Consider the following 12,340-nt stretch of genomic DNA (forward strand, 5'->3'; position numbering starts at 1 on the left):
CCCGCCCGCCAACCAACGACCACAGAGGAATCCACCCATGCGAGTGAGCTTCGACATCGGCGGCACCTTCACCGATCTGGTGCTGCTGGACGAGAAGTCCGGCCGGGCCTGGCTGGGCAAGTGCCTGACCACGTACGACGACTTCAGCCGCGCCATCGAACAGGGCATCCATCAGGTGCTCGACGCCGGTCGGGCGGCCCCCTCCGACATCGACCGCCCGGTCGCGGGGGCGACGACGCTGGTGACCAACGCGCTGATCGAGCGCCGGGGCGCGGACACCGCGCTGATCACCACGCGGGGCTTCAGCGACATCCTCGACATCGGCCGCGAGTGGCGCTACGACCTGTACGACCAGCGCCTGCAGTTGCCGGATCCGCTGGTACCGGTGGGCAACCGGTTCGAGGTGACCGAGCGGCTGTTCGCCGACGGCACCGTGCACGTGCCGCTCGACCCCGACGAGGTCGCCCGGATCGCGCACCGCCTCGGCGAACTGGGCGTCGAGTCGGTGGCGGTGTGCCTGCTGCACTCGTACGCCAGCCCGCTGCACGAGGAGGCGGTCGCGAAGGTCCTCGCCGAGCACCTGCCGGGTGTGCCGGTGACGCTCTCCGGGCACCTGGTACCGGTCATCCGCGAGTACGAGCGGACGGTGACCACCCTCGCGAACGCCTACGTGCGCCCCGTCGCCGGGGAGCACTTCCAGGACATCGAGCGGGCCGTCGGCCGGGTCGGCATTGACCAGCCGCTCGTGCTCATGCAGTCCAACGGCGGCGTCATCGCCACCCCGACGGCGCGCGAGTACCCGCTGCGCCTGCTGGAGTCGGGCCCGGCGGCAGGCGCCATCGGCGCCGCGCACGTGGGGCGGCGACTGGGCCTGGACCGGCTCATCGCCTTCGACATGGGCGGCACCACCGCCAAGATCTGCATCATCGAGAACGGCGAGCCGACCGTCCACAACGGATTCGAGGTCGGCCGGGTGCACCGGCTCAAGCCCGGCAGCGGCCTACCGGTGACGATGCCGGTGGTCGACATGCTCGAGATCGGTGCCGGCGGCGGCTCGATCGCGTCGCTGGACGCCCTCGGCCTGCTGAAGGTGGGGCCGCACAGCGCCGGTTCGCGGCCCGGCCCGGCCGGCTACGGCCTCGGCGGCGACGTCCCGACCGTCACCGACGCCGACATCGTGCTCGGCTACCTGGACCCCGAGTACTTCCTCGGCGGGCGGATGCCGCTCGACGTGGAAGCTTCACGCCGGGCCATGGTCACGCACCTGGGCGCCGCGTTCGGCGACGACCCGATGGCCGCCGCGGCCGGTGTGGTCCGCGTCGTCGACGAGCACATGGCCCTTGCCATGCAGGTACACGCGACCGAGCGAGGGCACGACCCCCGCACGTTCACGATGCTCGCGTTCGGCGGTGCCGCACCGGTGCACGCCGCCCGGGTGGCCCGCACGCTCGGACTGCGCCGGGTCGTCATCCCCAGCGCGGCAGGGGTGCTGTCCGCCATCGGCCTGCTCGTCGCCCCGCCGATGGTCGAGGCGTCCCGGACCCGCCGGACCGAGCTGGCGAACTGGTCCGACGAGCTGGCGGCGGAGATCTACGACGCGCTGGTCACGCAGGCCGTGTCCGAGCTCGCCGAACCGGTCGACCGGGTGGAGTACTTCGTCGACATGCGCTACGTCGGGCAGGGCTTCGAGATCGAGGTACGGGTCGACGCCGGGGACGGCCCGCAACGGTACCTGGAACGGTTCGCCGCCGAGTACGAGCGGATCTACGCGGTGCGCCACGAGTACCCGCGGGCCGAGGTGGTGACCTGGCGGGTGCGGGTCTACGGGCGGTTCAACCGGCCTGAGGTGATCCGCACGGTGCCACCGTCCGACGGCGCCGCCGGTGTGCCGAAGACCCGTGAGGTCTGGTTCCCGGAGACCGGCCCGACCCTGGCCCCGGTACTGCGGATGCTGGCCCAGCCGCCCGGTGTGACCATCGACGGCCCGGCGATCCTCCAGCTCCCGGAGAGCACAGCGGTGATCGGCCCGGGTGACCGCGCGGAGGTCGATGAGGACGGCAACCTGCACGTCCTCATCGACCTGCCGTCGGCCGGCTCGTCCGGGGTGGTGGCATGAGCCTCGATCGGGCCCGCGACTGGCTGGTGCGGGCAGGTCTGCCGGCGGGCGATCCGGCCGAAGCACCGACCAGCACCGGCAGGTTCGCCGACGGTGGCTGGTACAAGTGGGAGGTCGCCGGCGCCCTCGATGCGGCGTCGGTCGTCCAGCTCACCGAACGGCTGGCGCCTCACGGGGTGCGGCTGCACCAGGCGACGAACACCGTCGGCACCATGCGGTACCTGGACCGGCAGCTCACCGACCTGGTACAGGTCTGCCGGGAGCTGGATGTCCAGCTGCGCATGGCGGTCGGCCCCCGAGGATTGTTCGACATCGGCGGCCAGAAGCTGGCCACGGGCGTAGTCGCCGCGGCGAGCGCGTACCGGCTGCGCGGGACCGATCAGCTCGCCCAGGCGGTCGACGACGTTGCGCACGCAGTCGACCTCGGCGTGCGTGGGTTCCTCGTCTTCGACGAGGGGCTGCTGAGCGTGCTGGCCCGGTTGCGGGCCGACGGCGTGCTCCCGGCGGAGCTACGGCTCAAGGCGTCGTCGAACATGGGTGCGGCCAACCCCGCCCACGCCCGGTTGCTGGCCGAGGCCGGCGCCGACTCGGTCAACCTGCAACGCGACCTTGACGTGCGGATGATCGCCGCGGTCCGCTGCGCCACGCCGGTCGCGCTCGACCTGCACACCGACAACCCGCGCGGCGCCGGCGGGTTCGTGCGCGGCTACGACGTCCCGGAGATCGTGCGGGTCGCCGCGCCCGTCTACCTGAAGTCCGGCAACGCCGCACAGGACTTCTCCGACGAGGCACCGTCCGAGCGGCAGATCGCAGCGATCGTCCACCAGATCCTCCTCGACGACCAACTGCTGCGGCGGCTGTTCGCCGAGGCCGTCCCGTCCGACCGACCCGAGTTCTAGGAGCGCCGATGACCACCTGGGACGCCGCCACGCTGCAGATCGTGTGGCAACGACTGATCTCGGTCGCCGACGAGATGGCCGCCGTGCTGCTCCGTACCGCCTTCAGTTCCGTGGTACGCGAGTCCAACGACCTGGCCTGCGCGGTGCTCACCGCCGACGGCGCCCTGCTGGTCGAGTACGGCCGGTCGGTGCCGGTCTTCACCGGCACCGTCGCGGGCACCGTCCGGGCCATGCTCGAGCACATCGGCGTGGAGAACCTGCAACCGGGGGACGTGATCGCGACCAACGACCCCTGGTACGGCAACACCCATCTGCCGGACCTGACCGCGGCCGCCCCGGTGTTCCGGGACGGGCGAATCGTGGCCTACGTCGCGAGCATCTGCCACCTCTCCGACATCGGCGGGGCGTCGGAGGGCGCGTTCGCCCAGGACGTCTACGAAGAGGGGTTCTGCCTGCCGCCGGTCAAGCTCGTCGCGGCCGGCGTGCCGAACACCCTGGTCCGCCAGATCCTGGCCCGCAACGTCCGGGTCCCGGACCAGGTGCTCGGCGACGTCGACGCGCTCGTCGCCGCGAACGCCCTGGGTGCGCGCCGGCTCCGGCAGATGCTCGACAACGACCCGACGCTGGATCTGCGGGAGGCCGCCGAGAACATCTGCGGTGCGACGGAGCGGGCGGTGCGCGCGTCGATCCGGCGGATCCCGGACGGCCGGTACAGCGCCGACATCGACCTCGACGGCTTCGAGGAGCCGAAGAAGATCGTGGTGACCGTCGAGGTGGCCGGCGACGAGATGGTCATCGACTATGCGGGCACCTCGGCGCAGAGCCGCTACGGCATCAACTCCGCATCCCCGACGTACGGGTACACCCGGTACGGCCTGGCCTGCCTACTCGCCCCGGACGTGCCGAACAACGAAGGCGCCCAGCGGCCGATCACCATCCGGGTGCCGGAGGGTTCGCTGCTCCAGCCGACGAAGGGGGCGGCGGTGAGCGCGAACTTCCCGGCCCACGCGATCCCGGCCGTGCTGTCCCGCGCCCTGCTCGGCCCGTTGCCGACCCGGGTGGCCGCTGCGGCCGGCACACCGTTCTGGGTGGTCGGCATCCGGGGTCAGGCGCAGGATGGCCCGTTCGCATCGCTGCTGTGCTTCAACGGCGGGCAGGGCGCCTCGGAGGGCCAGGATGGCCACCCCACGTTGAGCACGCCGAGCAACGTGTCGAACACCCCGGTCGAGGTCATCGAGAGCCAGGTCCCGGTGCTGGTGGAGAGCAAGCGCATTGTGCGGGGCTCCGGCGGCGACGGCCGGTGGCGCGGCGGCGAGGGTCAGGAAGTGACGATCCGGTCGATCCACTCCGAACCGCTGGACGTCATCTTCCTGACCGAGCGCATCGAACACGCCGCACCCGGGCTCGCCGGCGGCCAGGACGGCCGGACCGGACTGCTCCAGATCGACGGCGTCGACGTCGCCGACCCCAAGGGCCGTACCGCCCTGCACCCCGACTCCCGCATCCTGCTGCGCACCCCCGGTGGCGGCGGATACGGCGCGGCCTGAATCCCTGAACACACGGAGGAACGAACCGATGACCAGCATTATGGCCGCGTGGGCGACCCCCGGCACGACCATCATCGAGCCGAAAGGACGCCTGGCGCTGAAACTCCGCACCGGGCAACGCCTGACCGTGACAGACATCAAGGGTCAGCAGGTCATGGACTTCATCGCCGCCATGGTCGACGACCCGGACGAGCGACTGTCGGCCATGTTCACCCGGGTGAGCTCGGGCAAGTGGGACCTGAAGCAGGGGTACACCATCTACAGCGACAAATGTAACCCGATGCTGCGGGTCGTCCACGACGACAACGGCATCCACAACATGACCGGCGGCTACTGCACCAAGTACTCGAACGCCATCCGGTACGGCGTAGAGGAAACCTGGGGCTGCCTGGACAACCTCGAGGGCGACTGGGAGGAGCTCGGCCTCGACATCACAAAGATCAACCCGGACCAGTGCATCTCGCTCTTCATGAACATCATCCACCATCCGGACGGACGCATGGAGATCGTCGAGCCAACCACCCGGCCCGGGGACCGGATCGTCCTGGAGGCACTGGCGGACCTCTACGTCGGACTGTCGAACTGCCCGGAGGAGCACAACCCGTGCAACGCCTACCACGTCACGGAGATGGGCGTCGCCGTCGAGTGACCGGTGCAATCACCCGCCGAAGCGGTGTACCTCGTCAAGCGTTTCGTTCCCGTTCGCCACAGGGAAAACTCGCACGCGGACACGGCGTCACCGCCGAGTGGTCACTCGTCAAGCGGCCCCGGCGCCGGCGACCGGCCCGCACGCCGGGCAACGGTGCCAGGGCACCCCGCCGAGATGCTCCTCCCGCCAGCCACGCGTGGCGGCGACGGCCAGCACGGTGGCGGGATCGCCCGTCGGCCACGGCGGCCGGAAGACGGCGCCGCAGCGGTCGCACGACAGGTACGGTCCCGGCGACGACGTGTCGCGGCTCGCGGTCAGTAGCATCGCGTGACCTCCCTTCACCCGCAGCCTAAGGGGGGATCACCGCCGATCGTCAAGATCAACGGACGCATTGGCGGAGCTTTCACAGAACCGTCATATTGTTGTACCAATACAACAACCGCCCTGGTGAACAGTGGTTCCACAGCATCGGGGCATACCCCGATGTTCTGGGACGACAGACGGCAAGCAGCAGCGGCGAGATCCTGCCCGCCAACGAGCGCCGCGTCCGGCTGCAGCGCTCACCCCGCCGGCCCGCCGCGGCGCCAGCCGGGAGCAGAACCCCGACGCCTCGGTCGTGGCCGAGGTCAGCACCACCGCCACCGCCAGTGCCACAGCTGAATGCTGACCGCCGAAAGCCTTGACCGAATTTCATGCTAATGATTATGTTCATCGTATGGTCGAGAATTCCCTGGCGGATCGCATCTGGCGCATCGAGGACCGGTTCGCGATCCAGGATCTGGCTGTGCTCTACGGCTTCGTGATGGACGAGCGGGACCTGGCCGGCGTCCGCCGCCTCTTCGCCGCCGACGCCACGCTCCGCTCCGCCGACGGCGTCTTCGCCGCGAACGGCATCGATGAGATTGTCGACACCTACGCCGGCCGGTTCGCCGCGCTCGGCCCGACCAACCACTTCACCCACGGGCACGTCGTGCGCTTCGACGACGCCGACCGCGACCGGGCGACCGGCCTGCTCGCCTCGCACGCCGAAGTGGTGCGCGACGACACGCCGATGCTCGTCGCCCTGCGGTACCAGGACGTCTATCGGCGCACCTCCGTGGGCTGGCAGTTCCAGGACCGCCTGATGTCATACATGTACTACCTGCCGGTGCAGGAGTACGCCGACGGGCTGGGCGACCCGCTGCGCGTGCGCGCCTACGGCGACCACCGTCAGGCCGACTGGCCCGAGTCGCTCACGGACAAGCCGGACCTGGGCTGGCTCACCAGCCTGCTCGCGTGAGCGTGCGGTACCTGCGCTGGCTGAGCGCGTTGCGCTGGGCGCCGTACCGGCGGGTCTGGTCGGTCTGGATGCTGCAGCAGTCTGGCTACTGGTTCTCGTCGATCGCCTTCCAGTGGCTCGTGGCCCGCGCCACGGACAGCGACGCGCTCACGCTCAGCGTGCTGTACTTCTGCCTGCTGCTGCCGATGCTGCTCGTCTCGTTGCCGGCGGGGGTGCTCGCCGACACGCATGACCGGCGGCGGATCGTGTTGGTGGCGCAGTCGGCGATCCTCCTTGTCAGCACCACGACCGCGACGCTGGTCCTGCTCGGCCTGGCGCCTGTGCCGGTGCTGATGGCGTGCGCGTTCGCGGTCGGCACCGCGCACTCCCTGGCGCAGCCGTCCACCCAGGCGCTGGTCGCCAACGCCGTGCCCGTCGACGACCTGGGCAGCGCCGTGGTCCTGCAGTCAATCGCGATGAACCTCGCCCGCATCGGCGGCCCTGCGCTGGCCGGGGTGCTCATCCTCTACCGCGGCGCCGTCGAGTCCCTGGCCGCGTACGGCGTGATCGGGCTGGTCGCACTCGTCATCATGCGGTTCGTCCGCCCGGTCGCGACACGGCCGCCCGCCGCGCCACGGCAGCGGCTCGCGGCCCGGATCGGATCCGGGCTGCGCCACGCCCGGAGCCGCCCGCCGGCCTGGACCGCGCTCGCCATCGTGGCCGTCACGGCGACCTTCGCCATCGCCTACGTCGCCCAACTGCCCACGGTCGCCGGGCTCGTCTCCGACGACCCGGGCCTGTTCCTCGTGCTCACCAGCGTGACCGGGGTCGGCTCGCTGGTCGGTGTCCTCGTCGTCGCGCTGCGCCCGTCGAGCGGGCCGAGCGTGACCCCGCCGGCGGCCCTGCTCGCCGCGCTGGGCGCCGTCGTCGTCGGCCTCGGCGTCAACCGGCTGCTGTGGCTGGAGTACCTGCTCGTCGCGGTCGGCGGCGCCCTGCAGTTCGCCATCATGACCCAGTGCAACAGCGTCATCCAGCAGGTCGTCGACGACGACCACCGGGGCCGGGTGATGAGCCTCTACACGATGTGCTGGGGCGGCCTGCTCCCGGTCGGCGGCCTGGTGCTCGGCGTGTCCTGGCACTTCCTAGGGCCGCTGGTGGCGCTGGCCTGCAACGGGGTGATCGCGCTCGCATTCGCCGGCTGGGTGCTGCGCCCGGGCGCGGCGCGCACCCGGGCCGCGGCCGCGCAACCGGCACTCATCGAAACTGCCTGACCGCCCCGGCGACGGCCGCGCAACCGGCACTCATCGAGACGGCGTGACGGCCTCCGCCGCGGACCAGGGTGCACCGTCGACCAGGAGCCTGCGGTAGGGCATCAGTTCCTTGAGCGCGCCGAAGCCGACCACCGCCGACAGTTCGTCGCCGTGCCCGGCGACCGCAACGAACCGCGGCTCGTCCGGACCTCCGAAGACGTAGCGGACCTCGTCGCCGGGCCGGACCCGGCCGAAGATCTGCAGCCGCGCGCCGAGCTGGTCCGACCAGACGTACGGGACGGCGTCGTACTCGGTCGGCCGGCCGCACAGGTTGGCCGCGACGACCGGGCCGTGCTCGGCGGCGTTCGTCCAGTGCTCGACGCGGATCGGCACGCCGTAGCGCGGATGGTGCCAGCGCGCCACGTCACCGGCGGCGTAGACGTCGTCCGCACCGGCCACGGCCAGCCGGGAGGTGCACAGCACCCCGTCGGAGACGTCCAGGCCCGAGCCGCGCAGCCAGGCGGTCTCCGGCGCTGTGCCGACGCCGACGACGACCAGGTCCGCAGCGACGGCGGTGCCGTCGCTCAGCAGCACCTGCTCGACCCGACCGGTGCCCGCGACGCCGGTCACGCCGGCACCCAGGAGGACCCGCACGCCCGCGGCGGCGTGGCGGCGGGTGAACGCCGGCGCCAGCACCGGGCCGAGGCCGCGTAGCAGCATCGCCGGCAACTGCTCGACGACAGTGACCGGGCAGCCGAGCGAGCGGGCGGTCCAGGCGATCTCCGCGCCGATGAACCCGCCGCCGACCACCACCGTGCGGGCACCGGCGGCGAGCGCAGCGCGGATCGCCGCCGCGTCCTCGGCGGTGCGCAGGGTGTGCACGCCGGGCAGGGGCGCGACCCCGGGCATCGTCCGCGGCACGGACCCGGTGGCGACGACGAGCGCGTCGTAGTGCACCGCACGACCGTCGTCCAGCTGCACGGCGTGCCCAGTGGCGTCGAGCGATACGGCCCGCCGACCGAGCACCAGCTCGACGTCGAGCTCACCGAGCTGCGCCGTGGTCAGGACCGGCTTTGGCGAGGCATCGGGCGAGGCGTCGGGCGCGGTCAGGAACGCCTTGGACAGCGGCGGCCGGTCGCAGGCAACGTCCGTGGCGGCATCGACGAGCATGATGCGTGCGTCCGAGCCTTCCCGGCGCAGCGCCTGGGCCGTGCGAGTGCCGGCGAGCGACGCGCCGACGATGACGATGCGGGGCGACAAGGCGGCTCAGTCGACCCGTACCGTGCGCTCGACGGTGATCGCGCGCTCCGGGCAGCTGTCGGCGCCGAGCTGTGCGGCAGCTTCGAGGTGCGGCGGCACCGGGTCGACGACGACGATCGAGTGCCCGTCCTCCGGGTCCAGCTCGAACACGTCGGGCGCGCTCATGTGACAGACGCCGTGGCCCTGGCAGACGTTGAGATCGACGTGGGCTCGCATGACCGACTCCTTTTCCTTGGCGGTGTACCTCATAATGGCGCCCGTTCGACGAGGGTCGCGTTGGCCATGCCGCCACCCTCGCACATGACCTGCAGGCCGTAGCGGATGCCGCTGCGGCGCATGTGATGCACCATCGTGGTCATCAGCCGTGCGCCGGTGGCACCGAGCGGGTGCCCGAGCGCGATGGCGCCGCCGAGCGGGTTCGTGCGGGCGGGATCGGCACCGGTCTCCGCCTGCCAGGCGAGCACGACCGGCGCGAACGCCTCGTTGACCTCGAACACGCCGATGTCCCGCATCGCCAGCCCGGACCGGGACAGCGCCGCGGCTGTGGCCGGTATGGGCCCGGCGAGCATCATGACCGGGTCGCTGCCGACCACGCACATCGTGTGCACGCGCGCGATCGGGGTGAGGCCGTGCCTGCGGACCGCGGCGTCGGAGGCGACCAGCAGCGCGGCCGCGCCGTCGGAGATCTGGCTGGCGACCCCGGCGGTGAGCACGCCGCCGTCGCTGAGCGCCGGCAGCGCCGCCAGCTTCGCGGCGGAGGTGTCCGGACGCGGCCCTTCGTCGCGCGAGACCGGCCCGACCGGGGCGATCTCCTCGTCGAACAGGCCGGCGGCGGCCACCGCGCGCTGGTGCGACGCGAGCGCGAACTCCTCCAGCCGCGCCCGGGACAGGCCCCAGTTGCGGGCGATCAGCTCGGCACCCCGGAACTGGCTGATCTCCTGGTCGCCGTACCGGGCGGACCACCCGGTGCTGCCCTCGCGCGGATGGCCGAGCCCGGCGGCGGCGCCGGCCCGCGTGGCCGAGCCGAGCGGCACCCGGCTCATCGCCTCGACCCCGCCCGCGATCACCAGGTCCTGCACGCCGGACAGCACGGCCTGCGCGGCGAAGTGCAGTGCCTGCTGCGACGAGCCGCACTGCCGGTCCAGCGTGGTGCCGGGCACCGACTCGGGCAGTCCCGCGGCGAGCACGGCGTTGCGGGCGATGTTCGACGCCTGCGCGCCGACCTGACCGACGCAGCCGAGGATGACGTCGTCGACCGCTGCGCCGTCGACACCGGCCCGCGCGAGCAAGGCCCGGATCACGTGCGCGGCAAGGTCCGTCGGGTGGACGGCGGACAGCCCGCCGTTGCGTTTGCCGACCGGCGTGCGGACGGCCGCGACGATGAATGCGCTCATTGCAACCCCAGCAACCGGGCGAGGTTGTCGCCAAGGATGCCGCGCTCGGCCTCGGGTGGCAGGCCGAGCGCCTTGACCGCGGCGATCTCGGTGCCGGGGTCGGTCATCGGCCAGTCCGAACCGAACACCACCCGGTCGGCCCCGTGCCGCTCGATCAGGGCACGCACCGCGTCCCGGTCGAGGTCACCGGTGGTGGGCGGCCACGACGTCTCCAGGAAGACCCGCGAGCCGACGACGGAGCGCTCGGCCTCGGCGAGCCGATGGTAGCCACCGAAATGGCAGGCGATCACGGCCAGCCCCGGCACCGCGTCGGCGAGCGCACGCAGGTGGTGCGGGGCGCCGCGCTCGTTGGCAGCGGCGTCGCCACCCGCGCCGGCGTGGGTGATGACAACGATGCCGGCCTCGGCGAGCGCCCGCGCGAGGTCGACCACGCGCGGGTCGCCCAGCGAGACGTCCTGGAAGAGCGGGTGCAGCTTGACCCCCGGGATGCCGTTGTCGCGCAGGTGCCGCAGGTTGTCCTCGACGGACAGTCCCGGGTGGACGGTGCCGAACGGCACGAACCGGGTGCGATCCACCGAGCCGATGAACTCGTTGGTGCGGGCGACGTGCTGCGGCACGTTGGCGATGCCGAGGGTGAGGGCCCGGTCGATGCCGGCTTCGTCCATGGTGCGGCGCAGACCGTCGAGGGTGCCGTCGTGGCGGGCGTCGAGGCCGACGGGCCGATCGGCGAGGACCCGCTTGGCGATGTGGTCGGGCCAGACGTGGGCGTGCGCGTCGATGATCATGGCCGGGCCGCCTGGGCGGGGCGCTGGTTGAATGAGCGGCCGAAGATCTCGGACGCGATGCGGATGCGCTGGACGGCAGGCGTGCCGCCGGCGATCGCCCAGCCGTGGGCGTCGCGGTGCAGGCGCTCGATGCCGTACTCCTCGGTGTAGCCGTTGCCGCCGTGCAGCTGCATCGCCAGGTCGGAGACGCGCTTCGCCATCTCGTTGGCGTAGCACTTGGCAATCGACACCTCGTAGGGCACCGGCAGGCCGGCCTCTGCGTTGGCGGCTGCCCGGTGGATGAGCAGCCGGGCCGCCTCGACCTGGATCGACATGTCTGCGACCGTCATCTGCACGTTCTGGAACTCGACCAGCGGCCGGCCGAACTGCTGGCGCTGCTGGACGTAGTCGATCGTCCGGTCGAGCGCGGCCTGCGCGATGGCCAGGCTCATCGTGGCATTGCCGAGCCGCTCGATGGAGAAGACGCTGAAGAGCTTCGGGAAGCCCCCAGCGTCGACGACGAGGTTGCCGGCCGGCACCCGCGCACCCTCGAAGATCAGGTCGGCCGACGGGATGCCGCGGAAGCCCATGAGCCGCTCGGGCGCGCCGAACGTCAGGCCGGGCGTGGCGGCCGGGACGATGAGCGCGCCGATGCCCTTCGCGCCGGCCTCGTCGTTGAGCCGGGCGTAGACGAGGTAGTGGTTGGCGTGGCCGCCGCCGGATATCCACCGCTTGGTGCCGTTGACGACCCACTCGTCGCCGTCGCGGCGGGCGGCGGTGCGCAGGTCGGTGGCGGCCGAGCCGGCGTCGGGCTCGGAGATGGCGATCGCCATCGTCACCTCGCCGCGGGCGACCCGCGGCAGATAGCGGGCCCGCTGCTCGGCAGTGCCGAAGTGCTCCACGACGCGGATCGGCCCCACGTTGGCCTCGAACACCTGGAACGCCGCCGGCCGGCAGACCTTCGCCAACTCCTCGATGACGATGAGCGCGTCGACGAGCGAGCCGCCCTGCCCGCCGTAGCGCTCGGGCAGGGCGATGCCCAGGAAGCCGAGTTCGGCGAGCCGGTGCACCTCGCGGGCCGGCAGACCGGAGCGGTCACTGTCCCAGGCGGCCGCCTGCGGCTCGTACACCTCGCGCGCGACCTGCGCCGCAAGCTCACGCAGCTGGTGCTGCTCCGCACTCTGCCCCAGACCTTGCATGCGC

Annotated in this window: 12 protein-coding genes; 6 read left to right on the plus strand and 6 right to left on the minus strand. The window is 71.9% G+C overall.

All coding sequences use genetic code 11. The features are described 5' to 3' along the window. The first annotated feature begins 37 nt into the window (after positions 1-37). Genes ABZS66_RS04940 through ABZS66_RS04955 form a run of 4 tightly spaced genes read left to right on the plus strand, consistent with a single transcriptional unit; the run spans position 38 to position 5,211 of the window. The gene (locus tag ABZS66_RS04940; protein ID WP_354755238.1) at positions 38-2,116 is read left to right on the plus strand and encodes a hydantoinase/oxoprolinase family protein; all 2,079 of its coding nucleotides are present in this window, start codon (positions 38-40) and stop codon (positions 2,114-2,116) included. Further along, positions 2,113-3,015, plus strand: a complete 903-nt coding sequence (locus tag ABZS66_RS04945) for a U32 family peptidase (RefSeq protein ID WP_354755239.1) — start codon at positions 2,113-2,115, stop codon at positions 3,013-3,015. Before ABZS66_RS04940 ends, ABZS66_RS04945 begins: the two co-directional genes overlap by 4 nt. Before the next feature lie 8 nt (positions 3,016-3,023). After that, positions 3,024-4,562, plus strand: coding sequence for a hydantoinase B/oxoprolinase family protein (locus ABZS66_RS04950; RefSeq protein ID WP_354755240.1), 1,539 nt, complete (start codon positions 3,024-3,026; stop codon positions 4,560-4,562). A gap of 28 nt (positions 4,563-4,590) precedes the next feature. After that, positions 4,591-5,211: an urea carboxylase-associated family protein gene (locus tag ABZS66_RS04955; protein ID WP_354755242.1), complete on the plus strand. Its 621-nt coding sequence runs from the start codon at positions 4,591-4,593 to the stop codon at positions 5,209-5,211. Positions 5,212-5,319: 108 nt separating this feature from the next. On the opposite strand, the gene ABZS66_RS04960 is transcribed toward ABZS66_RS04955, so the two are convergent. After that, on the minus strand, positions 5,320-5,535 hold the full coding sequence (locus ABZS66_RS04960) for a hypothetical protein (protein WP_354755244.1): 216 nt from the start codon (positions 5,533-5,535) through the stop codon (positions 5,320-5,322). Between the two features lie 391 nt (positions 5,536-5,926). On the opposite strand from ABZS66_RS04960, the gene ABZS66_RS04965 reads away from it, so the two are divergent. Then, positions 5,927-6,490: a nuclear transport factor 2 family protein gene (locus ABZS66_RS04965; RefSeq protein ID WP_354755246.1), complete on the plus strand. Its 564-nt coding sequence runs from the start codon at positions 5,927-5,929 to the stop codon at positions 6,488-6,490. Beyond that, positions 6,487-7,740 (plus strand): MFS transporter, encoded by a 1,254-nt coding sequence (locus tag ABZS66_RS04970; RefSeq protein WP_354755248.1) that lies wholly within the window; start codon positions 6,487-6,489, stop codon positions 7,738-7,740. The genes ABZS66_RS04965 and ABZS66_RS04970 overlap by 4 nt, the downstream gene beginning before the upstream one ends. Positions 7,741-7,770: 30 nt before the next feature. On the opposite strand, the gene ABZS66_RS04975 is transcribed toward ABZS66_RS04970, so the two are convergent. Genes ABZS66_RS04975 through ABZS66_RS04995 form a run of 5 tightly spaced genes read right to left on the minus strand, consistent with a single transcriptional unit; the run spans position 7,771 to position 12,336 of the window. Next, the gene (locus ABZS66_RS04975) at positions 7,771-8,979 is read right to left on the minus strand and encodes an FAD-dependent oxidoreductase (RefSeq protein WP_354755250.1); all 1,209 of its coding nucleotides are present in this window, start codon (positions 8,977-8,979) and stop codon (positions 7,771-7,773) included. 6 nt (positions 8,980-8,985) lie between these two features. Continuing rightward, positions 8,986-9,195: a ferredoxin gene (locus tag ABZS66_RS04980; RefSeq protein ID WP_354755251.1), complete on the minus strand. Its 210-nt coding sequence runs from the start codon at positions 9,193-9,195 to the stop codon at positions 8,986-8,988. A 29-nt stretch (positions 9,196-9,224) separates the two neighbouring features. Beyond that, positions 9,225-10,373: an acetyl-CoA C-acyltransferase gene (locus ABZS66_RS04985; protein WP_354755253.1), complete on the minus strand. Its 1,149-nt coding sequence runs from the start codon at positions 10,371-10,373 to the stop codon at positions 9,225-9,227. Further along, complete coding sequence (locus tag ABZS66_RS04990; protein ID WP_354755255.1) at positions 10,370-11,158, minus strand: amidohydrolase family protein; 789 nt, start codon at positions 11,156-11,158, stop codon at positions 10,370-10,372. The genes ABZS66_RS04985 and ABZS66_RS04990 overlap by 4 nt, the downstream gene beginning before the upstream one ends. Continuing rightward, a complete protein-coding gene (locus tag ABZS66_RS04995) occupies positions 11,155-12,336 on the minus strand; it encodes an acyl-CoA dehydrogenase family protein (RefSeq protein ID WP_354755257.1) in 1,182 nt (393 codons plus the stop codon). The genes ABZS66_RS04990 and ABZS66_RS04995 overlap by 4 nt, the downstream gene beginning before the upstream one ends. Positions 12,337-12,340 lie beyond the last annotated feature (4 nt).

Origin of the sequence: Dactylosporangium sp. NPDC005572, assembly GCF_040605515.1 — a bacterium.
GTDB lineage: Bacteria > Actinomycetota > Actinomycetes > Mycobacteriales > Micromonosporaceae > Dactylosporangium.